20 protein-coding genes and 1 pseudogene are annotated in these 21,723 nt (G+C 66.0%); 11 read left to right on the forward strand and 10 right to left on the reverse strand.

Annotation, left to right across the window (positions count from 1 at the left end; all coding sequences use genetic code 11):
• The first annotated feature begins 372 nt into the window (after positions 1–372).
• The 7 genes from ACOHX0_RS11720 (at position 373) to ACOHX0_RS11750 (ending at position 7,529) form a co-directional block, all read left to right on the forward strand.
• Positions 373–1,356, forward strand: a complete 984-nt coding sequence (locus tag ACOHX0_RS11720) for a TRAP transporter substrate-binding protein (protein ID WP_420676916.1) — start codon at positions 373–375, stop codon at positions 1,354–1,356.
• Positions 1,356–1,892 (forward strand): TRAP transporter small permease, encoded by a 537-nt coding sequence (locus ACOHX0_RS11725; RefSeq protein WP_420676918.1) that lies wholly within the window; start codon positions 1,356–1,358, stop codon positions 1,890–1,892. Before ACOHX0_RS11720 ends, ACOHX0_RS11725 begins: the two co-directional genes overlap by 1 nt.
• Positions 1,889–3,169: a TRAP transporter large permease gene (locus ACOHX0_RS11730; protein WP_420676920.1), complete on the forward strand. Its 1,281-nt coding sequence runs from the start codon at positions 1,889–1,891 to the stop codon at positions 3,167–3,169. The genes ACOHX0_RS11725 and ACOHX0_RS11730 overlap by 4 nt, the downstream gene beginning before the upstream one ends.
• Before the next feature lie 79 nt (positions 3,170–3,248).
• The gene (locus ACOHX0_RS11735) at positions 3,249–4,001 is read left to right on the forward strand and encodes an aspartate/glutamate racemase family protein (protein WP_420676922.1); all 753 of its coding nucleotides are present in this window, start codon (positions 3,249–3,251) and stop codon (positions 3,999–4,001) included.
• Complete coding sequence (locus ACOHX0_RS11740; protein WP_420676924.1) at positions 3,985–4,731, forward strand: GntR family transcriptional regulator; 747 nt, start codon at positions 3,985–3,987, stop codon at positions 4,729–4,731. The genes ACOHX0_RS11735 and ACOHX0_RS11740 overlap by 17 nt, the downstream gene beginning before the upstream one ends.
• The gene (gene hydA / locus ACOHX0_RS11745) at positions 4,724–6,139 is read left to right on the forward strand and encodes a dihydropyrimidinase (RefSeq protein ID WP_420676926.1); all 1,416 of its coding nucleotides are present in this window, start codon (positions 4,724–4,726) and stop codon (positions 6,137–6,139) included. The genes ACOHX0_RS11740 and hydA overlap by 8 nt, the downstream gene beginning before the upstream one ends.
• 196 nt (positions 6,140–6,335) lie before the next feature.
• Positions 6,336–7,529 (forward strand): pyridoxal-phosphate-dependent aminotransferase family protein, encoded by a 1,194-nt coding sequence (locus ACOHX0_RS11750; protein WP_420676927.1) that lies wholly within the window; start codon positions 6,336–6,338, stop codon positions 7,527–7,529.
• Positions 7,530–7,632: 103 nt separating this feature from the next.
• On the opposite strand, the gene ACOHX0_RS11755 is transcribed toward ACOHX0_RS11750, so the two are convergent.
• Positions 7,633–8,364 (reverse strand): GntR family transcriptional regulator, encoded by a 732-nt coding sequence (locus tag ACOHX0_RS11755; protein WP_420676929.1) that lies wholly within the window; start codon positions 8,362–8,364, stop codon positions 7,633–7,635.
• Positions 8,365–8,534: 170 nt separating this feature from the next.
• Between ACOHX0_RS11755 and ACOHX0_RS11760 the strand changes: the two genes are divergently transcribed.
• On the forward strand, positions 8,535–9,296 hold the full coding sequence (locus ACOHX0_RS11760; RefSeq protein WP_420676930.1) for a 2-keto-4-pentenoate hydratase: 762 nt from the start codon (positions 8,535–8,537) through the stop codon (positions 9,294–9,296).
• A 46-nt stretch (positions 9,297–9,342) separates the two neighbouring features.
• Here the strand turns inward: ACOHX0_RS11760 and ACOHX0_RS11765 are convergent, their stop codons facing one another.
• From ACOHX0_RS11765 to ACOHX0_RS11785, 5 genes are all read right to left on the reverse strand, one after another.
• Positions 9,343–10,737 carry an amidase gene (locus ACOHX0_RS11765; protein WP_420676932.1) on the reverse strand — a complete coding sequence of 465 codons (1,395 nt, stop codon included), beginning with the start codon at positions 10,735–10,737 and terminating at the stop codon, positions 9,343–9,345.
• Between the two features lie 3 nt (positions 10,738–10,740).
• Complete coding sequence (locus ACOHX0_RS11770) at positions 10,741–12,048, reverse strand: TRAP transporter large permease (RefSeq protein WP_420676933.1); 1,308 nt, start codon at positions 12,046–12,048, stop codon at positions 10,741–10,743.
• 54 nt (positions 12,049–12,102) lie between these two features.
• Entirely contained in the window at positions 12,103–12,657 is a 555-nt protein-coding gene (locus tag ACOHX0_RS11775) for a TRAP transporter small permease subunit (protein ID WP_420676935.1), read from the reverse strand.
• Positions 12,658–12,718: 61 nt separating this feature from the next.
• Positions 12,719–13,750 carry a TRAP transporter substrate-binding protein gene (locus ACOHX0_RS11780; RefSeq protein ID WP_420676936.1) on the reverse strand — a complete coding sequence of 344 codons (1,032 nt, stop codon included), beginning with the start codon at positions 13,748–13,750 and terminating at the stop codon, positions 12,719–12,721.
• 79 nt (positions 13,751–13,829) lie between these two features.
• Complete coding sequence (locus ACOHX0_RS11785; protein WP_420676938.1) at positions 13,830–14,561, reverse strand: maleate cis-trans isomerase family protein; 732 nt, start codon at positions 14,559–14,561, stop codon at positions 13,830–13,832.
• 590 nt (positions 14,562–15,151) lie between these two features.
• On the opposite strand from ACOHX0_RS11785, the gene ACOHX0_RS11790 reads away from it, so the two are divergent.
• Positions 15,152–15,367: a hypothetical protein gene (locus ACOHX0_RS11790; protein ID WP_420676951.1), complete on the forward strand. Its 216-nt coding sequence runs from the start codon at positions 15,152–15,154 to the stop codon at positions 15,365–15,367.
• Between the two features lie 55 nt (positions 15,368–15,422).
• Here ACOHX0_RS11790 and ACOHX0_RS11795 read toward each other — a convergent pair whose 3' ends face one another.
• Positions 15,423–16,088 carry a L,D-transpeptidase gene (locus ACOHX0_RS11795; RefSeq protein ID WP_420676939.1) on the reverse strand — a complete coding sequence of 222 codons (666 nt, stop codon included), beginning with the start codon at positions 16,086–16,088 and terminating at the stop codon, positions 15,423–15,425.
• A gap of 520 nt (positions 16,089–16,608) precedes the next feature.
• On the reverse strand, positions 16,609–17,298 hold the full coding sequence (locus ACOHX0_RS11800) for a TetR/AcrR family transcriptional regulator (protein ID WP_420676940.1): 690 nt from the start codon (positions 17,296–17,298) through the stop codon (positions 16,609–16,611).
• A gap of 105 nt (positions 17,299–17,403) precedes the next feature.
• On the opposite strand from ACOHX0_RS11800, the gene ACOHX0_RS11805 reads away from it, so the two are divergent.
• Both ACOHX0_RS11805 and ACOHX0_RS11810 read left to right on the forward strand, forming a co-directional pair.
• Positions 17,404–18,825 carry a tripartite tricarboxylate transporter permease gene (locus ACOHX0_RS11805; RefSeq protein WP_420676942.1) on the forward strand — a complete coding sequence of 474 codons (1,422 nt, stop codon included), beginning with the start codon at positions 17,404–17,406 and terminating at the stop codon, positions 18,823–18,825.
• Complete coding sequence (locus ACOHX0_RS11810; protein ID WP_420676944.1) at positions 18,822–19,118, forward strand: hypothetical protein; 297 nt, start codon at positions 18,822–18,824, stop codon at positions 19,116–19,118. The genes ACOHX0_RS11805 and ACOHX0_RS11810 overlap by 4 nt, the downstream gene beginning before the upstream one ends.
• 109 nt (positions 19,119–19,227) lie before the next feature.
• Here the strand turns inward: ACOHX0_RS11810 and ACOHX0_RS11815 are convergent, their stop codons facing one another.
• Complete coding sequence (locus ACOHX0_RS11815; protein ID WP_420676946.1) at positions 19,228–20,169, reverse strand: p-hydroxyphenylacetate 3-hydroxylase reductase component; 942 nt, start codon at positions 20,167–20,169, stop codon at positions 19,228–19,230.
• A gap of 35 nt (positions 20,170–20,204) precedes the next feature.
• Positions 20,205–21,554: pseudogene (locus ACOHX0_RS11820) on the reverse strand (LLM class flavin-dependent oxidoreductase).
• Between the last annotated feature and the right edge of the window lie 169 nt (positions 21,555–21,723).

Here is a 21,723-nt window from a genome sequence, read left to right on the forward strand (position 1 = left end):
GCCACTCGCCTCCAGAACAGGTCCGCGCCGCGCAAACGATGTCCGCCGCCGCTTGGCTGTGCCTCCGGGCCGGTTCAGAGCCGCGGCTCAGACCCTCTCCACAGGCATTTCTGGACAGGGAATCACCGCGCCCGGGTCAGGATCCGGCCGTTTCTCCGCTCTGCTTCTGCGTCGGCAGCGGCGGTTTCCGGCCTGCGCCCCACCGTACCGCCTCGCCCGAGATTTCCTATTCTTCAAAGTTTTATAACGTGTTTTCTGATGTTTAGTATGTAAAAAATAAAAAACAAAAAATAATCTTGAGATTTGAGAGCCCCTCCCGAATACTCCTCGCACCACATGACTTCACCGGGATCGAGGGAGGAGCCCAAAGCCATGAACCTCAGGAACACTTGCATTGCAGCCGTCATCGCGGCCTGCGCCACGGCATCGCCGCTGTTTGCGGAAACCCTGCGCATCGGAGGAAATTTCCCGGCCGAGCATTCCAGCTCGAAGGCAATCGGCCGTTTCGCCGAAGCCGTCGCGGAAGCCACCGGCGGCGAGCTGGAAATCGCCAGCTTCCCGGCCATGCAGCTGGGCGGCGCCAAGGAGAACGTCGATCAGGTCCGCACCGGAGTGATCTTCGGCACCTGGATCGGCACCGCCTACCTGTCGCGCACGGTGCCGGAGCTGGAGGCCGTCTCGCTGCCGTTTGCCTATCCGGACCGCGAAACCGCCTTCCGGGTGATCGACGGCAAGGTCGGCGCGCTGCTGGCCGAAGAGCTCGCCGAACAGGGCTTTGTCGCGCTTGGCTGGATGGAGCTGGGCTCGCGCAACGTGACCAACAGCACCCGCGCGATCGAATCCGTGAAGGATTTCGGCGGCCTCAAGATCCGCCTGCAGCCGAACGAGACCCATCTCGCCACCTTCCGCGCCATCGGGTCCAGCCCGGTGTCGATGGGCATCTCCGAGGTCTATTCAGCCCTGCAGCAAGGCGTGCTGGACGGCCAGGAAAACCCCTATTCGATCATCAAGAGCCGCCAGTTCGAGGAAGTGCAGACCTACCTGTCGGACAGCAACCACTTCTTCGACTACATCGCGCTGGTGGTGAACAAGCGCAAGTTCGAACGGCTGAGCGAAGAGCAGCAGGCCGCCCTGCGCGAAGCCGCAGCAGAAGCGGTCGCCTGGCAGCGGGCGCAGGCCGCGGCCGAGGATGCGGCGGCGCGCGAAAAGCTGGTCGAGGCCGGCATGACCTTCACCCCCATCCCCGAAGAGGTCCGCGCCGAGCTGCGCAGCCTGACCGCGCCGGTGATTGAAGAGCTGAAGACCCGCATCGACCCGGCCATCATCGACGCCGTGCTTGAGGAAGTGAGCGGCTGATGTCTGCCCAGGTACAGCAGGGGCCCGTCCAGGCGGGCCCCGTTTTCGGCCGCTGCAAGGCGGCCCTCACCCGCATCGACACCCTGTCCAAGGGCGCCGTCATCACCGCGATGGCCGTGATGACCGGGCTGGTCATCATCCAGGTGGTGTTCCGCTATGCCTTCTCCAGCGCCATCGACTGGTCCGAGGAGGTCGCCCGGCTGGCCTTTGTCTGGGCCATGTTCCTGGCCATCCCGCACGGCATCCGCCACGGCGTCCACGTCGGTATCGACGCGCTGGTGGTGCGCTTTTCCGAAGCCGCGCAGGAAACGCTGTTCCGCCTGTCGGCGGTGCTGGGCGCGATCCTGATGATGGTGATCTTCCGCGTCAGCGTCGATGTCACCCTCTACACCTGGCCCGAGATGATGCCGACGCTGCCGCTGACCAATGCCGTCTACTACATCGCCGTGCTGATTGCCGCGGTGCATTCGGTGCTGCATCTGATGCTGCTGGCCTGGGGCGGCCGCGGCACCTGGTCCACGGAGGCCGCGCAATGACCCTTACCGTTATTCTCATTTTCTTCGGGCTCGCCCTTTTGGGCATGCCACTGGCCTTTGCGCTCGGCTTTGCCTCGCTGGGCGGGCTCCTGGCGGGCGGCATCGAGCTGTCGGTGCTGCCGCAACGCATGATGCACTCGGTCAACTCCTTCCCGCTGATGGCGATCCCGCTGTTCATGCTGGCGGGCGAGCTGATGGTGCGCGCAGGCATCATGCAGCGGCTGGTCGATTTTTCAAATTCCATCGTCGGCAAGCTGCATGGCGGCATGGCGCATGTGGCGATCGTGGCGGGCATGATGCTGGCGGCGGTCTCCGGCGCTGCCGTGGCCTCAGCCTCGGCGCTGGGGTCGACGCTGGTGCCTGCCCTGCGGCAGAACTACGACGACGGCTTCTCCAGCGCGGTGGTGGCCTCGGCCGCCAACCTCGGCGCCATCATCCCGCCATCGAACGCGATGATCGTCTATGCGCTGATGGCTGGCTCCACCGTCTCGGTCGGCGGGCTGTTCATGGCGGGCATCGTGCCCGGCCTCCTGCTCACCGTCGGCTTCATGGCGCTGGGGTCCTGGGTCAGCTGGCGCAAGGGCTATCAGCTGACCGGCGAAAGCTTCCGCATCAGCCATGCCCTGCGCGAGACCTGGCGGGCGCTGCCGGTGCTGCTGATGCCGATTCTCGTCGTGGGCGGCATCGTCGGCGGCATCTTCACCGCCACCGAGGGCGCGGGCATCGCCGTGGCCTATGCGATGCTGATCGGCTTCTTCGTCACCCGCAAGCTGAAGGTCGCAGACCTGCTGCCGTCGCTGTTCAACGCCGCGGTGGGCGCCGCCATGGTCGGCGCCCTGATCGCCTTTGCCGCCGGGGTCACGTTTCTGTTCACCATCGACATGGTGCCCGCTGCGCTGGCCGGGTTCCTGGAGAACGTGACCTCCAGCCCGATGATCTTCCTTCTGATCGTGATGGTGATCCTGATCGTGGTCGGCATGTTTATCGAATCCAACGCCGCCTACATCATGCTGGTGCCGCTGTTCGCGCCGGTTGCCCTCAGCTTCGGCATTGATCCGCTGCTGTTCGGCTTCCTCTTCGTGTTCAACCTGATCATCGGGATGATGACCCCCCCGGTCGGCGTGGTGCTGTTCGTGATGAGCGGCGTGACCCGGGTGCCGATGACCAGGCTGATCGCCAGCGTCTGGCCCTTCGTCGCGCTGCAATATGTGGTGCTGGCGCTGTGCCTGGCCTTCCCGGGCATCGTCACCTGGCTGCCGCGCACCCTCGGCTACTGATCCCGTGAACAGGCAAGACACGCAGAAACAAACATGCCGGCCCGCACCCGGGCCGGCCCAGGACGAGCAAGGAAATCAAATGCGTATTCTGATGATCAATCCCAACACCTCGGACGGGGTGACCGCGCGGCTGGAACAGGCGGCCCGGCGGGTGATGGCCCCGCAGACGGTGCTCGACACCGTCACCGCGCCCGCGGGCGTGCCCTATATCTCCACCCGGACAGAATCGCTGATCGGCGGCGTTTCGGTGCTGGAGATCCTGTCGGAGCGCCACCGGGACTATGACGCCGCCATCGTCGCCGCCTTCGGTGACCCCGGGCTGGGGGCGGCGCGCGAGCTGTTCGACCTGCCGGTGGTGGGGCTGGCCGAGGCGGGCATGCTCACCGCCTGTATGCTGGGCGGGCGGTTTGCCATCGTCACCTTTGCCGCCGCGCTGGAACCCTGGTACCGCGAATGCGTCGCCTGGCACCGGCTGGAGGCGCGCTGTGCCGGCGTGCATACCCTCTCCGGCGCGTTCCGCTCGATCAACGATGTGCAGGACGAAAAGGCAGGCCTCCTGGCCGAGCTGTGCAACCGGGTGGCGGCCAGCGGCGAGGCGGATTCCATCGTGCTGGCCGGCGCGCCCCTGGCCGGGCTCGCCGCGCAGCTGCGCGACCAGGTGCCGGTGCCGCTGGTGGACTGCGCCGAAGCCGCGATCGGCCAGGCCGAGACGCTGGCCCGGCTCCGCCCCGCCAAGGCGACCAGCGGCAGCTTCCGCCGCCCCGCCGCCAAGCCCTCCACCGGATTGAGCCCGGCGCTGTCGGCCCGTATCGCCCATGACCCCGCACAGTGACGCAGCCGCAGCGCCTCTGGCCAGGCCGCGCCGCCGCGGCTCCGTCAGCCGGACGCCGCTGCATGAGCAGGTGGCGGATCTGCTGCGCGGCCAGATCGTGACCGGCCGCCTGGCGCCGGGCGAAAAGCTTCAGATCACATCGCTTGCCCGGCAGCTGGACGTGTCGCTGACCCCGATGCGCGAAGCGCTCAAGATCCTGGCCGAAGAGCAGCTGATCGAGCTGACCCCGAACCGCCCGACCCGGGTGGCGCCGGTCACGGTGGCGGATACCCGTGCGCTGTTCGAGGTCATGGCAGGGATTGAATCCCAGGCTGCCGAACTGGCCGCACAGCGCATGACACCGGCGGATCTGGTCCGGCTGGAGGCGCTGCACGCCGAGATGCTGCAATGCTTCCGCCGGCGCGACAACGAGGCTTATTTTGCGCTCAACAGCCAATTGCACGATCTGATCTCGGACAGCGCCGGCAACCCGATCCTGGCCCATGTGCGAGCCAAGCTGTCGCTGCTGGCCCGGCGGGTGCGCTTTGTTGCGGTGAATGACGGCAGCCGCCGCGAAGCGGCGCTGCAGGAACATGAACAGGTGATGGCGGCGTTCCGCGCGGGCGACCCTGATGCGGCCCGCCGCGCCTGGCGCATCCATCTGCTGAACTCCGGCGCCGAAGTCTGCCGCATTCTCGCCGCCCGCGACCAATCCCCCCCTGACCAGAAGGACCGCAACCGGCATGCCTGAATTCGACCTTGCCATCCGCGGCGGCACCATCGTCACCGCCTCTGACCGCTACACCGCCGATATCGGCATCCGCGGCGGCCGCATCGTGCAGATCGCCAGCCGCATCACCGGCGCCGCCGGAGAGATCGACGCCAGCGGCCTCTTGGTGATGCCGGGCGGCGTCGATGCCCATGTGCACCTGTCCCAGCCCACCAGCGACGGCACCGTGATGGCCGATGATTTTGCCAGCGGCACGCGCGCCGCGGCGGCGGGCGGCAACACCACCGTGCTGCCCTTTGCGCTGCAGGAAAAGGGCAAGTCGCTGCGCGCCTGCGTGCAGGACTACCACGCCAAGGCCGAGGGCAACTGCGTCATCGACGTCTCCTTCCACCTGATCGTCAGCGACCCCACCCCGCAGGTGCTGGGCCAGGAGCTGCCCGCGCTGGTGCGCGACGGCTACACCTCCTTCAAGGTGTTCATGACCTATGACGACCTCAAGCTCGACGACGGCGAGCTCTTGGAGGTCTTCGAGGTCGCGCGCCGCGAGCGGGCGCTGGTGATGGTCCACGCCGAGGGCCACGACGCGATCAAGCACATGACCCGCCGACTGGAGCAGCAGGGCAAGACCGCGCCCTACTACCACGCCATCGCCCATTCCGAGATCGCCGAGCGCGAGGCCACCCACCGGGCGATCAGCCACGCGCAGCTGACCGATACGCCGATCATGATCGTGCATGTCTCCGGCCCCGACCCAATGGAGCAGATCCAATGGGCCCGCCGCCGCGGCCTCAAGGTGCTGGCCGAGACCTGCCCGCAGTACATCGCCCTGACCAAGGCGGATCTGGCCGGGCTCAACATGGATTTCGAGGGCGCCAAATACGTCTGCTCGCCGCCGCCGCGCGACCGCAGCAGCCAGGAGGCAATCTGGCAGGGGCTGCGCGACGGCACCTTCGACGTCTTTTCCTCGGATCACGCGCCGTTCCGCTTTGACGGGCCGGAGAACACCGGCAAGGACAATCTCAACGCCCGCACCTCGTTCAAATGGGTGCCCAACGGCATCCCGGGCATTGAAACCCGGCTGCCGATCCTGTTCTCCGAGGGCGTCAGCAAGGGCCGGATCACCGCCGAACGCTTTGTCGCCCTCACCGCGACCAACCCGGCCCGCACCTACGGGCTGTACCCCCGCAAGGGCTCGATCATGGTCGGAGCGGATGCCGATATCGTGCTGTGGGACGCGCAGAAGACCGCGCCGATCCGCCAGCAGGATCTGCACCACGGCGCCGACTACACCCCTTACGAGGGGATGGAGATCACCGGCTGGCCGGTCCGCACCATCCTGCGCGGCAAGACCGTGGCGCTGGACGGCGCGGTCACCGGCGCGCCCGGCGATGGCACCTACCTGTCGCGCGGACCGTCCGAATTCGTCTGACCGCCCCCGCCGCGCCTGAAACAGCGGCTGCCGCAAGGCGGCCGCTTTGTTTGATTCTGTGCCGGCCGCCCTCCGCGGCCATTTTAGAGCGCAATTTTCATCGCAATTTCAGTGCCTTACATAGTATTTGATTATTTATCATATTTGGTGCAGCCTTCTGGAATACAATAATTTTTCCAAACAGGGAGCCTTCACCATGTTCAAGCCAGGCAGGCATTTTCTGCAGATCCCCGGCCCCACCAATGTACCCGACGCCGTGCTGCGCGCGATGGACCAGCCGACCATGGACCACCGCAGCCCGGAATTCGGCGAGCTGGGCCTGCGCGCGCTTTCCGGCCTCAGGACCGTGTTCAAGACGGACGGCGATGTCATCATCTACCCGGCCTCCGGCACCGGCGCCTGGGAGGCGGCGCTGGCCAACACGCTGGCGCCCGGCGATGTCGTCCTGATGTGCGAAACCGGCCAGTTCGCCGCTCTCTGGCTCAGGCTGGCGCAGCGTCTGGGTCTGGAGCCGCAGGTGATCGGAACAGACTGGCGCAGCGGCGCGGACGTGGCCGCCATTGCCGCGGCGCTGGAAGCGGACACAGGCCACAGGATCAAGGCGGTCTGCGTCGTGCACAATGAAACCTCGACCGGCTGCACCTCGGACATTCAGGCGGTGCGGGCGGCGCTGGACGCAGCGGACCACCCGGCGCTGCTGATGGCGGACGTGATCTCCTCGCTCGGTTCGATCGATTACCGGCACGACGAATGGGGCGTGGATGTCACCGTCGGCGGCTCGCAAAAGGGGCTGATGCTGCCGCCGGGCCTCTCCTTCAACGCGGTCAGCGCCAAGGCCAGGGCGGCCGCCGCCGGGGGCTCCATGCGCCACGCCTACTGGAACTGGGAGGAGATGCTGAAGGCCAACAGCACCGGCTTCTTCCCCTACACGCCGGCCACCAACCTGCTCTACGGGCTGGCGGCCGCCATTGACCGGCTGCATGCCGAGGGTCTGGACACCGTGTTTGCCCGCCACCAGCGCCATGCCGAGGCCACCCGCCGCGCGGTGCGGGCCTGGGGGCTGGAGGTTCTGTGCCGCACGCCGGAGCATTATTCGGGGGCGCTCACCGCGGTGCTGATGCCCGAAGGCCACTCCGCCGACGCCTTCCGCAAGGTTGTGCATCAGCAGCTCAACATGTCGCTGGGCAACGGGCTGGGCCGGCTGGCGGACCGGGTGTTCCGGATCGGCCATCTGGGGGATTTCAACGACCTGATGCTGGCGGGCACGCTCAGCGGTGTGGAAATGGGGCTGAGGCTGGCCGGGGTTCCGCACCGGACCGGCGGCGTGCAGGCGGCGCTCGACTATCTGGCGGAAGCCGCGTCCGGCGCGCACGGTGCGCAAGCTGCATAGCGCCGGCCCTCCCAGCCTGCACAGCGGCCGCATTGCCCGGCCGCTGTGCCTGTGCCGGCCGCCCCGCGCGGCCCGGCCCTGCCCGGCTGCGGCCAGGTGGCCGTCAGCTCTGCGCGTGTTCCCGTTCCGCTTCCCAGTCCTTCAGGATCCGGCAGGTCTCCTCGCCGGAGCTCAGGAGATGCCGCCGCCAGACCAGATGCGCCGCCTTGGCGTCACCCGCCCGCAGCGCCTGCATCAGCTCGTCGTGGTCCTGCATCGCCTCGATACGGTGCGGCCCGGAGGCCACCGAGATGAATCGCGCCCGCTCCGCCCGGCGGGCCAGCTGCGCGCGCATGTCCTGCAGGATGTCATTGCCGGCAAACTCGACGATCTTGTCATGGATTTCCCGGTTGAGCTCGAAATACGGCTCCTTTTCGCCGCGCTCATGATGCCCGCGCATGGTTTCGTGCAGCTGTTCCAGACCGGCCAGCTGATCGCCGGTGATGCGCGTGGCGGTCAGCTCCGCCGCCAGCGCCTCGATCCCCGCGATTACCTCGAACAGCTCCTTGGTGCCTTCGACCGTGATCGGCGCGACGCGGGCGCCGCGGTTCGGCATCAGCTCGACCAGCTGCTCGCCCGCCAGCACCTTGAGCGCCTCGCGCAAGGGCGTCAGCGACACCTGCAGCTCCTCCGCCAGCTCGTTGAAGCGGATCTTCTCGCCGGTCGGCAAAACCCCCGACACGATCATCTGGCGCAGCTGGTTGACCACCTGTTCATGCAGGGACAGGCGGCTGATGGTCAGCTTGCCCTGGGCATTGTATCCTCTGCGCTTTTTCGGCGCCGGCTTTCCGTCCATACCGTGTCTTCCCTGTTCCGGCCCCGGGCGCCCCGGGGCACGCTGACATTTACGCATCTAGGTCCTGCCTGGTCAAATAGGCTGTTTGTCCCGGCTTATCAATGCAGTGACCCCAATCGTATCACTAATCAAAACTCCACTGGCAGCAGCCGCAAGACAGAAAGGCAAACATGACAGGACCTCTTACAGACACGGCGGAGGCGCTGGCCGCCGCGCTGATCCGCAGCCGCGCGGGCGGCCCCAGGACGGACCTGAGCAGCGGGCGCAACGGGGCGCTCAGCGCCGCCGATGCCTACCGGGTGCAGGAAGCGCTAGCTCAGCGTTTTGGACCCGTTGGCGGCTTCAAGGTGGCCTGCAAGCCGGGCCAGCCGGTGATCATGGCGCCGGTCTATGCGGCGGACATCCGGCCCTCGGGGCACAGCTTCCCGACGCCGGAGGGCGAGCCGATCGGCATCGAGCTGGAGATCGGCTTCAAGATCCTGCGCCCGCTGCCGCCGCCCGGCACGGGTGATTTCCGGCAGCGGCTGCGGGATTGCGTCTCGCTGGTGCCGGTGATCGAAGTGGTGCTGACCCGGCTCGCGGATGCTGAGGCCGCCTCGCCGATGCTGCGGCTGGCGGACAACCAGCTGAACGGCGGGCTGGTGGCGGGGCCGGAGCGGGCGGACTGGCAGGATCTGGACCTCACCCAAGCCACTGCCACGCTGGATTTCGGCGATACCCGCGTGCTGGACGGCACTGTGCCGGTGCCCGGCGGCGACGCCTTTGACAACTTCTGCAAGCTGGCGGAAATGGCCGGCAGCCATTGCGGCGGGTTGCAGCCGGGCCAGGTGGCCATCACCGGCTCGCTGAACGGTCTGCCCTATATCGAGGCCGGAACCGGGGTGAAAGGATGGATCGAGGGGCTGGGCGAAGTGTCGGTTGCATTTCCCTGAAGGAAAAGGGCCGCTGCCGCCGAAGAAAGCGGCCCGGCGCCCGGCGTCAGCCCTCCGCGTAGCGCGGCCAGCGCCAGCCGCCGCCCGCCTGCTCCATTTCCTCGGCCAGCGACAACAGCAGGTCCTCGCTGTGCAGATCGCCGACCAGCTGGATGCCAATGGGCAGCCCGGCGGCATCCGGCTGAACCGGCACCGCCAGCCCGGGATGGCCGCTGGCATTGACCCATCCGGTATAGACCGCATGGCCGCGCGGCCCGGCCTCCCGCCCGTCGATCAGCGGCGGATAGGCTTCGCCGGCAGGCCAGGGCTGCGCCGCAGCCGAGGGCGTCATGATCACATCCCATTCGCCGAATGCCTGCGACACCGCCGAGCGCAGCCTGCGCACGTCCTCCAGCGCCGCAAACAGTTCAGGCGCCGGAATGCCGCTGCCCCGGGCCGCCATCTCCAGGTATTGCGGCGAGGCGCGCTGTGCCATCGCCGGGACCGTTGCGGCCAGATGCGCCAGCCCGATCTGCGCGAAACTGCCCCAGAACCGGTTGAGCGGCGCCAGATCGAAAGGCAACGGGCCGGACGTCAGTGCATGCCCCAGCGAGGCCAGCAGGTCCGCCGCCCCTCGCGCCGACCGGCGGATCGCCGGATCGCAGGGGCTGTCCCCGAACTGCTCGGCAAACAGCACCTTCAGGCCGCGCCGCGCCGGAGAAGAAGGGCACCTCCCGCGCGAGGCCGGGTCCGCCCGGCCGGCGCCGGTCAGCACCCCGAACATCAGCCGCAGGTCGCGGGCGGAGCGCGCCAGCGGGCCCGCCACCTCGAAATCCATCAGGATCTGCGGCAGCCCGCCGTGCCGCGGGATGGCGCCGATGGTGGGCTTCAGCCCGAACAGGCCGGTGTGCCCGGCCGGCCGCCGGATCGAGCCGCCGCCGTCGGTTCCCAGCGCCGCCGCCGCCAGCCCGGCCGCGACCGCCGCCACCGCGCCGCCCGAGGAGCCGCCGGGCGTCAGCTCCGGGTTCCAAGGGTTGCGGGTGACGCCGAACTTGCGGCTGGCGGTATAGCCCTCCACCGCAAATTCGGGGCAATTCGTCTTGCCGATGAGGATCGCCCCGGCGGCGCGCAGCCGCTGCACCGGCAGCTCATCGCGGGTCTGAACTTCGGTGAACACCTCCCCGCCCCAGGCGGCGGGCAGCCCGCGCATGACCAGATTGTCCTTGAGCGCCACCGGCACGCCCTCCAGCGGCGAGCGCGCCCTGCCCTCTCGCAGCCGCGCCGCGCTGTCTTCGGCCTGCGCCTCCAGGTCCGGGGCCAGCGCCGCATAGGCGTTGATCCCGGGGTTGAGCCGCGCGATCCTTTCGCGCAGCTCGGTGATCACCTGCAGCGCGCAGGCCTCCTGCCGGACGTAGGCATCGCTCAAGCCGCCCGCGCCAAGGCGCCAGAAGTCACTTGCCATGGCTCAGTGCCCCATCATCGAATTGGGCAGCCACAGCACCAGATCCGGCACCGCGATCAGCAGCAGGGTGAACAGCACCATGATCAGCGCATAGGGGATCGCGCCCTGCACCACGTCCCGGAACGGGCCGCCGTCCTTGCGCACCCCCTGCACCACATAGAGGTTCATGCCCACCGGCGGGGTGATCATGCCCAGCTCGCACATCAGCACGATGAAGATGCCGAACCAGATCGGGTCGATGCCCGCCGCGGTCACGATCGGCAGCGCCACCGGGATCGTCAGCACCTGCATCGACAGCACATCCATGAACATGCCCAGAAACAGGTAGAACACGATCAAGGCCATCAGCAGACCCGCAGGCGACAGCCCGAAGGAGGCCACCCAGCCGGTCATCGTCTGAGCGATGCCGCCAAGCGCCAGCGTCACGTTCAGCATGAAGGCGGCGGTGATGATCAGCAGGATCATGCCCGTCGTCTTGGCGGTCTGGCGGAAGCAGTTGTCGAAGAACTCGACACTCAGCTTGCCCTCGCGCCAGGCGAACGCCAGCGCCGCCACCACGCCCAGTGCTGCGGATTCGGTCGGGGTTGCGATGCCGAAATAGATCGAGCCCATGACGATGGCAAAGATCACCGCCGGCGGCACCAGATGCACAAGTGCTGCGATACGCTCGGACAGCGGCACCTTCTGTTCGGCCTCGCCGCCCGCACCCGGAAGGAACTTCGACTCCAGCGCGATGTAGACCATGAACAAGAGCGTCAGCGCCACCCCCGGCACGATGCCGGCGATGAACAGCCGGCCGATCGATTCATTGGCCAGCGAGCCGTAGATCAGCAGGTTGACGCTGGGCGGGATCAGAATGCCCAGCGTGCCGCCCGCCGCCAGCGAGCCAAGCGCCTGGCGGGCGCCGTAACCGCGGCTCTTCAGGGCCGGCAGCGCCACCGTTCCGACCGTTGCAGCGGTGGCCACCGACGACCCGGACGTGGCCGCAAACAGCGAACAGCAGCCGATGTTGGTGTGCAGCAGCCCGCCGGGCAGCCGCCCCAGCCACAGCGCCAGCGTCCCGTACATCCGGTCGGCGATGCCGCTGCGCAGCAGCAGCTCGCCCAGCAGGATGAACAGCGGCACCGCCGTCAGGATGTTCTCGTTCTGCACGCCCCAGATCACCGGGCCCATCGAGTTGAGCAGCGGCCAGCCATACAGCATCACACCGCCGATCACCCCCAGCACCACCATGATGACGGCGATGGGGAAGCTCATGAGCAGCAGGCCCATCATGCTGAAGAAGCCCACAAATACCGATCCGATTCCCATAGTTCTCCCTTTCGCGGAAAATGTCCCGCCGGCCTTGCCGCCGGCGGGGTGCCGTCAGCGGCGTTCGAGGTCGCTCATTTCTTCTTCGAGTTCCTCGATGGCGCCTTTCGGGTGAAAGGCATCGGTGACCTGGCCGAGCCGCCCGGTCATCACCATCATGGTGGCCTTCCCGGCCAGCCAGATGGCGCAGAGCGCAAACAGGCACAGCGCTGCGTACCAGGCCGCCTGCGGGTAGATCAGCGGCGTCGCCCAGGGGGTCGGGGCGGTGCTGCCGTAGCTGAGCGTGTCGTCGATCACGATGTGCCCGACATAGAGGATGAAGAGGCCGAAACCCGCGACCGACACCACCGAGATCCAGTCCATGATGGCCTGCAGGCGGGCCGGAAAGCGCGCGTGCAGCACGTCGATGCGGATATGCGCCCGGTCCACCAGCGCCACCGCAAAGGCGAGGCTGGAGCCGACGGCCAGCACGTAGCCGCCCAGTTCATCCGCGCCCTCAAAGGAGAAGTTGAACAGTTTCCGGGACAGGGTTTCGATGGAGACAAAGATGGAAAGCGCGACCAGCGCGGCGCCGAACAACCGGCTGGCCAGCTGAGCAAGATAGTTCATTGGGGGACGTCCTTTCCGGATACGCCGGAAGGCGGCAGCGCGGCCGCCCTCCGGTCCTTGATCAGTTGGACTGGCCCAGGGCGGCCTTCCAATCGGCCGAGCAGCTGGCATTGGTCGCGTCGCAGACTTCCGCCCAGGCCGGGAAGGAAATCGCGGTCACCGCGTTGCCGATGATCTGGCGGTCGCCATCGCTGACCGGCACCAGTTTCAGGTCGTAGGATTTGACCGTCTCGCAGGGGCTTTCGCCGACATTGCAGCGCACCGCATCGTCGAACAGCTCTTCCGAGTAGGCCCAGATCTCGTCCACCAGCCCGTCAAAGGCGGCCTCCAGCTTCTGCTGGTCCTCCGTCGCCATCGCGTTGTAGCTGTCCAGGTTGATGCCATAGCCGTTCAGCGCCAGCTGGAAGGCGACCGGCAGCATGTAGCCGGTGACCTCGGGCCAGCCTGCCGAGTTGGCCGAGCTGGGGCCTGTGATGGCGCAATCGACCACGCCGCGGGCCAGCGACTGATGCACGTCGGGGAAGCCGATCGGCACCGGGGTGCCGCCCACCGAGGCGACGAAATTGGCCAGGTTCTGGTCGTAGACCCGCACCTTCTTGCCCTTCAGATCGCTCAGCTCGCCGATCTCCGGCTTGCAGAACAGCACCTGCGGGCCGAACGGCCACACCCCCAGCAGCTTGGTGTTGAACTTGGTCTGCAGCTGCGCATCCACCGCATCCTCGAAGGCCGCAACCGTCTTGCGGCCGGTCTCGTAATCCGGGTTCAGCCCGACCAGATCGAGCCCGAGAATGGTCGGTTCATCGCGCGAGATCTGTGACATCCGCAGCGACACGATGTCGAACAGACCCGCCTTCAGGATGCGCAGCTGCTCGGTGTCCTTGATGCCGGTCACGTCCAGCGGCTTGTAGTCGGCGGCAGCGTCCAGACCCGAGCGTTCCGCGAAATTCTCGAAGAACGGCTGCTCCACGTTCTTCTGGATCAGGCCGGTTGCCACCGGCTGGCCGAGCACCTTCAGATCGTAGGTTTCCGCCATGGCGCCGCCGGCGGCCGCCGTCAGCACCGCTGCCGTTACCCATTGCATGGTCTTCTTCATAGTCATCTCCTTGTTGGATTGCGGTTTGTCCGCCGGCCGCTTCTGCGGCGGCCGTGCCGGAACGCCTGGAGGGCGGGGCCTAGGCGCCGCCGTCGCGGAACAGGCGCCCCCATCCCTTGACCTGGCGGGGATCGGCCCCGGCCAGTTTCATGCAGTGCCAGATCGTGAAGGCGACGCTGTCGAGGACGGGTATCCCGAGTTCCTCCTCCAGCGCCGGCGCGATCCGGGTGCCGTTGAAATTCGTGCATTGGATGACAATCGCGTCCGGTTTGCCTTCGGCCGCCCCGCGCACCATCTCCGCGATCTTCTCCTCGCCGTATTCGGAGAAGGAGTAGTTGCCGGGATCCTCCAGCCGGCGGTCGCCGGTGCAGCGGTAGCCCTCGGCCGCGAAATTCTTCAGGATCGGCTCCTGGATTTCCGTGAGGTAGGGCGTCACCAGCCCGTAGCTCTGCACCTCCAGCGCCTCGAAGGCGGCGAACAGCGCCAGCGTCGAGGTGGTCGAGGGCACGCCGCAGCGGGCCTCGATCTGGCGCACCAGCTCTTCGTCATTGGCCCGCCCCAGCCAGCTGCCGGAGGTGCCGCCCCAGGCGATCACATCCATCCGCGCATCCGCCAGCAGCTCCGCCGCCGCCAGCTGCGGGCCAAACCTGAACTGCCCCAGGGCATCGCCGCTCATCGAGATTTCCGTCACCCGGAACCGCCCGAAATGCACCGAGACATGCTCCAGTCCGGCCAGAACCGCCGCCGATTGCGGTTCCATGATGGTGTTAGAGGAGGGGGTCAGCAGACCCAGCTTCAACCGTGGTGCCATAAGCGTGCCTTTCATGCCCATTGGATGACAAGCAGAGTACCGGCCCGCGATAAAATATCAAATTATTTATTATATACTGCGTAATCTGCTAATTTTACATGCAAAATCTATGATGAACGGAGACAAAACTGTCCGGCGAGTTGAAAAGGAGGACGGGCCCGGGACAGATTCGCTCGCACCGCGGCCAGCAGAATCCCGCTCCGGCCCCACGCACCGGGGGCGCCGCCCCGGTGGCGCGAAGCGGGCTGTTGCGGCGCGGCGCAGAGCCTGATTGGACCGGGGGCCGGAATCCGCGGCGCAACCGCCCGCGCCGGCCGGATCGGGCCGCAAGCGCGTGCCGCGCATCGGGCGGGCGGAGAAGCGGCTCAACCCGCCGCAGCCGCGGGACTGTATCCTCGGGTTTTGGCCGCCTCGCTCCGATTTCCGCCCTCCGTTCTCCTGAACTCAGCGGAGGCGCAGCGGGAGTGCAGGCAGCCCGGCGTCAAAGCGTTGCGGCGCGGATCATTCAATGACAGTATGGGGCACACAAAAATGAATTTCGACGGGGGTTTACAGTGAGACGTCAGGCAGCTTTAGCGTGTTCGGCCGCTATTTTTCTGGGCGCGTGCGCGATATCCGAAGGAGGCGGCGGCAGACTTCCTGAGGAGGTGGCCGCGCTGGCCGGCCCAAACCAGAACCTCGCAACCGCCCGCCTCATGCCCGAGGACGGCTGCTACTGGTACATGCACGAAGGCCCGGTCGAAACGACCCTGCTTCCCTTGCGCACCGCCTCCGGCAACCCGATTTGCGTCCAGCGCGCCGGGTGACCGCCTGAGGCGCCAGGGCTGCGGCTATACGCCTGACCCTGATCTTGCCGCGGGTTCAGCTTTGGGCGCTGACATAGTCTTCGGCGGGATACAGATACGCGGTCGAGCCGGTGGCGACATGCGGGTAAAGCCCGTTGATGTGCGCCATCACCATCCGGACACAGCCGGAGCTTGCCCGGCCGCCGATCGAGCGGGGATGCGGCGTGCCATGAATACGCAGGTAGGTATCGCGGTTCCCGTCAAAGAGATACAAGGCGCGTGACCCCAGCGCATTGCGCGGGCCCGGGTCCATGCCGTCTGCATATTGCGCATAAGCCTCCGGATCCCGCTTGATCATGTCCGGGGTTGGCGTCCAGGTGGGCCATTCGACCTTCCGCCGGATTGTGTAGGTGCCCGGTTCGTAAAGATTGCCCTTCGCGATGGCGACGCCATACCGCATCGCCGTGCCGCCTTCCTCGATATGGTACAGATACCGGGCGACGGCATCGACATGAATGTCGCCGGGAACAAGATTGCCGTTTGCCGCGACCCGCTGCGGCAGGAACCGCGGGTGCAATCCCCAGATGTTGGTTGTCGCGGGGTCATAGCCCGCGGGGGTCACCTGAGCATCCCAAGCCGCTTTCTGGGCCGCTGACGGCCGGCCCTTGGCAAACGCGGGAGCCGCGAGCGGCGCGGAAAACAGAGCTGCTGTGGTCGAAATGAAGTGGCGTCTTGTCAGCATATCAGTGGGCTCCGTGACCAAAGGGCAAAATCGTCTGTTCTGTCTATAGGGCCAACTATTGAGCATGAAAAAGAGTTCCCATGCGGGCCGCGGAACCCAGCGTTACCCAGAGGGCCGGGGAAGAGCAAGCGCCTGGCAAAAACGTGAAATGCAATTGGTCCGGGCTGCGCCGGTTTTGCGTCATGCAATTTGGGCCTGTCCGGGGGCTCTTGCGGCTCTGACCGGGGGTCTGCGCCACCCGGATCAGCGCGCTGACCGCGAAGAAGGAGGCAGCGGTGGCGGCGGCAAATGCAGCCGCGCTAACTTGCTCCGCGCCATATGCCGCCCCCCGGAACAGGATAGATCGACAGCATGGGAACCCCCGCGAACAGCCCTGCCGCCAGCACAAGCGGATCGTTCACGCCGCGCAGTGAGCCCGGCACCTCGAACACCAGGGCCGGGTGCAGACCCAGCTTGCCGGCTCGGCGGCGGGCATTTCTGCCGCGGCGATTGCAAAGGGAATGATCACCAGCTTACGCCGCTATCCGGCCGCCAGCGGCTTTGGCGCGTGGCCAATGACGACCAGCCCCAGCACCATGTCGACCAGGCGCTGCCGCAGCCGGGCCTGGCCTTCCGGGGTATAAAGGCTCTCGCCGTAAGACGAGGAGAACGTCGCCCGGTTCGAGACGTTGTAATAGCTGGAGGAGCTGATCAGCCAGTGCAGCTCCAGCGGATCGGCTCCGTCGCGGAAAAGGCCGGCGGCCTGGCCGCGGCGGCAGACGGCATCCAGCTTTTCGATGATCGAGCGGTTGAGGCGGGGGATGATCTCGGATTTGCGCAGATAGGCGGCGTTGTGGATGTTCTCGATCATCACCAGGCGGATGAACTGCGGCGTGGCGGCATGGGCATCAAAGGTCGCCTCGACCAGCCGTTTCAGGGCGGCCACCGGCTCCAGGGTCTCGACCTCCAGCGCGTCCTCGTTTTCGCGAAGCATCAGATAGACGTTTTCCAGAACGCTTTGGTAAAGCCCCTCCTTGTCGCCGAAATAATAGTAGATCATCCGCTTGGAGGCCTCGGTCTTCCGGGCGATCTCGTCGATCCGCCCGCCCGCGAGCCCATGCGCCGCAAACTCCCCGGTGGCTACCCTCAGGATATCGGCCTTGACCGCGTCAGGGTCCTGTTTCCAGCGCGACTTGCGGGGCTTGGCCGGTTTTTTTGTCGTCTCTGCCATTGGCCGGGGTCTCTGCACATTCCGATTCTGACCCCGTGATAGAACGAAATTAAACGCTTGGTACATTCCCGTTGGCAAATTAACCGCACAGTACATTTTAGAGAGGTGACCGGCGGTGCAGCCTGCGATTCGCCGGTGGCGGTGTCGATCCTGATCTCCTTCACCTTCTCCTGGGATGTCTACCCGGCGATCTCGCTGATGATCGGCATCTTCATGGGCGGCGTTTACGGCGGCTCGCGCACCGCCATCCTGCTCAACATCCCCGGCGCGCCCTCGGCCATCGCGACCGCTATGGACGGCTATCCGATGGCCCAGAAGGGCGAGGCCGGCGTGGCGATCGGCGTCACCACCGTGATGTCCTTCTTCGGCGGCCTGATCGGCATTCTGGTGCTGGCCGTGGCGGCGCCCTTCGTGTCCGACATCGCGCTGTCGTTCCAGCCGCGCGACTACATGCTGCTGGCGATCCTCGGCATCCTGCTGGTCGGCTCCCTGTCCGGCGGCAGCCTGGTCAAGGGCATCTTTGCCGGCGCTTTCGGCATCGGGCTGGGCGCGGTCGGCATGGACCCCTTGACCTTCACCGAGCGCTTCACCTTCGGCGTGCCGGTTCTGAAAAGCGGCATTTCCTTCATCGCCGTGATGATCGGCATGTTCGGCGTCTCCGAGGCGCTGATGCAGCTGCACCATATCGGCAGCGCCGCGGTGAAGCAGAAAGTGGGCAGGATCGTCCCCTCCTGGAGCGTGATCCGCAAGTACCTGGCGCTGTCGCTGCAGACTTCCGGCATCGGCGTCATCATCGGCGCCCTGCCCGGCACCGGCGGCGATATTGCCGCGCTGATGGCCTATGACCACGCCAAACGAGTCACCAAGAACCCGGAAACCCCCTTCGGAGAAGGCGCGATGGAGGGGCTGGTCGCGCCCGAGACCGCCAACAGCTCGGCCGTGGGCGGCGCCTTCATCCCGATGATGACGCTGGGCATTCCCGGCGATGCGGTCACCGCCATCATGATCGGCACCCTGTTTATTCACGCGCTCAACCCCGGCCCGATGCTGATGATCGACAAGCCCGACATGCTCTGGTTCATCGTCGGCGCGCTGGTGATGGCGAATTTCTTCATGCTGCTGTTCGGCCTGACCGGCATCCGCATCTTCACCAAGATCGTCGAGATGCCCCGCACGGTGCTGATCCCGCTGATCTTCCTGCTGTCGATTGTCGGCGCCTACGCGGTCAACAACTCGGTCACCGACATCTACTGGATGCTCGGGTTCGGCGTGCTTGGCTACTTCATGAAGCAGTACAACTACCCGCTCGGCCCGGTGATCCTGGGGGTGATCCTCTCCCGGCTGCTCGACGACAACTGGCGGCGCGCGATCATCTCCGAACGCGAAAGCCTGCCCCGCTTCTTCGAAGGCATTGTCACCAGCCCGCTGTCCCTGGCCCTCTTCATCGGCGTCATCCTGATTTTCGTCAGGCAGACGCCGCTGTGGGCCGCCGCCAAGAAACGCTTGCTCGGAAGGGCCGCGTCATGACCCCCGCCAGCGCGAAACAGGTCAGGCTCGGCCTGATCGGCGACAATATCACCCGCTCGAAATCGCCCCGGCTGCACCGGGAGGCCGGCAGGCTGACCGGGCTGGATGTCACCTATGACCGGCTGATCCCCAGGGACATGGGGCTGAGCTTCGACGAGGTGTTCAGCCTGAGGCACTGTGGCTGTCCTCCGCGCAAATTCCCTGGCCGGGAAGTCTGCCGCCAGGAGTTGGTTGTCAATCTGGTTGTCCTGAACCGTTGTTCGTTTCGATGCCCTTGCGGTACTGACCAGTGAAGCATCGGGCCGACGCAGCCGTTTGGGTGAAGCGGGGGCATTGCTCCCCGCCCGATCGCCGTCTGTCGCGTTCCCGCGCCTATGCGCAATTCAGAAAAGGCCCAAGGCGCTATTGCTTGATAAGCTTCCGCAGCACGCCGGTAAAGCAGTCGACCTCGGTGTCGCTGAAACTCTTGAAGGTTTCCCCGGCATGGGCTTCTGCGAGGTTCCAGCACTCTTCGGCCTTGGCCCGGCCCGCCTCAGTCAGGACATGCCCCTCCCCCTCCGGGGCGACCAGCCCGCAATCGCCGAGACTGGACAGCGCCACGCGCGCCTCGGTGACCGGCGCGTGCAGGTGGACGACCAATTGTTCGGCACTGAGACCGGAGATGTCTGTCAGGACCAGCAGGATGCGGGCCTCGATGACGCTGAGACCGAGGGTCTCCAGCTTGGGCTGATAGCGGTCCTGGTAGGCACGGACGGCGCGCAGCATAAGGAAGAACGGGTGATTTCCCATGCGGCCGCCGTCGGCGCCTTCAAGCGCATCCTCGCCGCTCTTGGGGAAGCTGCCGGGATGGTTGAAGACCATTGCGTAAGAGCCCTGGTGGAAGCAGAGCGGCGCGCGGCCGAAATCGTCGAAGGCCACGACGCGGCCAACGAAAATCCAGTGATCGCCGCCGTCGAGCTTGTCATAGGTCTCGCACTGGAAGCGCCCGGCGCAATTCGGGAAAATCGGCGCGCCGCCGATCCCCGGCTCCCAGTCCACGCCGGCGAACTTGTCCTCCTGCTGGCGGGCAAAGTGGTTCGACATGTCCATCTGGTCGGAGGCGAGGATGTTGACGGCGAAATGCGTGGCGGATTCGAATATCGCGCAGCTTCGCGCGTCCTTCATGCTGCTCCACAGGATCAGCGGTGGATCCATCGACAGCGAGTTGAAGCTCGAAGCGGTCACGCCCACGCTGGTGCCGTCCGGCGCGCGGGCGGTGATGATTGCCACTCCGGTCGCGAAGTTGCCAAGCGCCCGGCGGAACGCCTTGGGGTCGATTTCGGCCTGTTTCATCAGCATCGTCATGTTGTTCCTCCGGTGTCTGGCAGCGTCCTCGCAATTCAGGCCGCAGCAGTGACGGGTTCCGACTTGGTGGCCTCGGACAAAAGCGGCATCACCTTCTCGGCCATCAGGATCATTCCCTTGCGGCCAAGGTCGTAATCGGCCCAGTCGTGCCCGGCATAGACGAGGTGCTTGAACGGCCCGGTCTCTTCGCGCAGGGCGAGGATCTGGTCGGCGACCGAAGACGGATCGCCGTGGACCACCAGCTTGTCGAGCACATAGTCCAGCGTGACCTCGTCATCGGACATGTTCTGGTCTTCCTTGAAGAGGTTCATCCGCCCGCCCGCGCGCAGCTTGGTCAGCAGTTGCGAATAATAGAGCACATAGGGCGAGCCCGGGTCGCGGGCATAGGCGCGGGCGGTTTCCATGTCGTCGGCGACACAGATGTTCTTGGCGACACGCCAATCGGCGTAATCCGGGGTGATGCCCCCCGCTACGCAGCCCTCGACGTATTTCGGCCAGTGGGTCGCCACCCATTTCGGCAGCAGGAAGTTCGCCGAGATCGGCTGCCAGCCGCGTTGGGCCATGGCCGCGACACCCTTGGAGAACGGGGCCACGGCTGTGCCGACAATGGGCGGATGCGGGTCCTGGTAGGGCTTCATGATGGCGCCCTGGCCGATCTCCGGCATCATCATGCGCTGGGTCGAGACCTCCCAGAAATCGCCCTTGAGGTTGTAGGGCGCCTGGCCGGCCCAGATGTCGAGCACCATGTTGATGCATTCCAGGAACATCGCCTTGCGGTCCTTGTCGAGATTGCCAAAAACCTCGGCATCCGACATCAGCCCGCCCGGCTAAATTCCGAAGTTCAGCCGCCCTTCGAGCATGTGATCCAGCATCGCGACTTCGGCCGCGGCCCGCGCGGGGTGCGAATTGGGCATGTTCACGGTGCCGGTGCCCAGGCGGATGGACTTGGTCTCGTAAGCAAGGCTGGCGAGAAAGGCGACGCAAGAGGTGATGATCTCGGCCTGGTCGGTGGTGTGCTCGCCGCAATAGGCTTCGGCATACCCGAGCTTGTCGGCCAGGATGAAGGCTTCGCGGTCTACGGCAAGGCTCTTTGCGAAGGGTTTGCCCAGCGGGTGGATCGGCATCGCAAAGAACGAAAGCTTCATGGAGGTGCTCCTTGATTTCCCGGTCAGTGTGAAGCACTGGGGGCAACCGAAAAACTGAAACTTTCTGATGTTTCCTATCGGCTTTTCTGATGAAGGGAGCGGCTCGATTTCGCCTGTTCTGTCTTTTTGCGCAAACGGCAGAGCGAGATGCTTGCGTCCCCGCGGCGGACGAGCCGGACCAGTCCGGGCCATAGAGGCCGATGATCTTGCCGTCCATGCCAGCGATCGGGTCCGTTGCATTAACGGCAGAGGGCTGTGTTTGTCGTCGGCAGTGCTCGCCTGTCATGCAGCCTCCGGGAACAGTTTGGCGATGAAGGCGATCTCGTTGAGCACTCCGGTCTCACAATTCTCGAATTGGCCTTTTCGAATGGTGCGGAAGGTTTCGATACCGGCGCGCGCGGCCCTGGCT

Source organism: Cribrihabitans pelagius (genome assembly GCF_048820915.1).
GTDB lineage: Bacteria > Pseudomonadota > Alphaproteobacteria > Rhodobacterales > Rhodobacteraceae > Cribrihabitans_A > Cribrihabitans_A pelagius.

Bases quoted from the DNA above. Each gene is read 5' to 3' on its own strand.
- ACOHX0_RS11720 (WP_420676916.1), top strand. From the start codon at position 373: ATGAACCTCAGGAACACTTGCATTGCAGCCGTCATCGCGGCCTGCGCC.
- ACOHX0_RS11725 (WP_420676918.1), top strand. From the start codon at position 1,356: ATGTCTGCCCAGGTACAGCAGGGGCCCGTCCAGGCGGGCCCCGTTTTC.
- ACOHX0_RS11730 (WP_420676920.1), top strand. From the start codon at position 1,889: ATGACCCTTACCGTTATTCTCATTTTCTTCGGGCTCGCCCTTTTGGGC.
- ACOHX0_RS11735 (WP_420676922.1), top strand. From the start codon at position 3,249: ATGCGTATTCTGATGATCAATCCCAACACCTCGGACGGGGTGACCGCG.
- ACOHX0_RS11740 (WP_420676924.1), top strand. From the start codon at position 3,985: ATGACCCCGCACAGTGACGCAGCCGCAGCGCCTCTGGCCAGGCCGCGC.
- hydA (WP_420676926.1), top strand. From the start codon at position 4,724: ATGCCTGAATTCGACCTTGCCATCCGCGGCGGCACCATCGTCACCGCC.
- ACOHX0_RS11750 (WP_420676927.1), top strand. From the start codon at position 6,336: ATGTTCAAGCCAGGCAGGCATTTTCTGCAGATCCCCGGCCCCACCAAT.
- ACOHX0_RS11755 (WP_420676929.1), bottom strand. From the start codon at position 8,364: ATGGACGGAAAGCCGGCGCCGAAAAAGCGCAGAGGATACAATGCCCAG.
- ACOHX0_RS11760 (WP_420676930.1), top strand. From the start codon at position 8,535: ATGACAGGACCTCTTACAGACACGGCGGAGGCGCTGGCCGCCGCGCTG.
- ACOHX0_RS11765 (WP_420676932.1), bottom strand. From the start codon at position 10,737: ATGGCAAGTGACTTCTGGCGCCTTGGCGCGGGCGGCTTGAGCGATGCC.
- ACOHX0_RS11770 (WP_420676933.1), bottom strand. From the start codon at position 12,048: ATGGGAATCGGATCGGTATTTGTGGGCTTCTTCAGCATGATGGGCCTG.
- ACOHX0_RS11775 (WP_420676935.1), bottom strand. From the start codon at position 12,657: ATGAACTATCTTGCTCAGCTGGCCAGCCGGTTGTTCGGCGCCGCGCTG.
- ACOHX0_RS11780 (WP_420676936.1), bottom strand. From the start codon at position 13,750: ATGAAGAAGACCATGCAATGGGTAACGGCAGCGGTGCTGACGGCGGCC.
- ACOHX0_RS11785 (WP_420676938.1), bottom strand. From the start codon at position 14,561: ATGGCACCACGGTTGAAGCTGGGTCTGCTGACCCCCTCCTCTAACACC.
- ACOHX0_RS11795 (WP_420676939.1), bottom strand. From the start codon at position 16,088: ATGCTGACAAGACGCCACTTCATTTCGACCACAGCAGCTCTGTTTTCC.
- ACOHX0_RS11800 (WP_420676940.1), bottom strand. From the start codon at position 17,298: ATGGCAGAGACGACAAAAAAACCGGCCAAGCCCCGCAAGTCGCGCTGG.
- ACOHX0_RS11810 (WP_420676944.1), top strand. From the start codon at position 18,822: ATGACCCCCGCCAGCGCGAAACAGGTCAGGCTCGGCCTGATCGGCGAC.
- ACOHX0_RS11815 (WP_420676946.1), bottom strand. From the start codon at position 20,169: ATGACGATGCTGATGAAACAGGCCGAAATCGACCCCAAGGCGTTCCGC.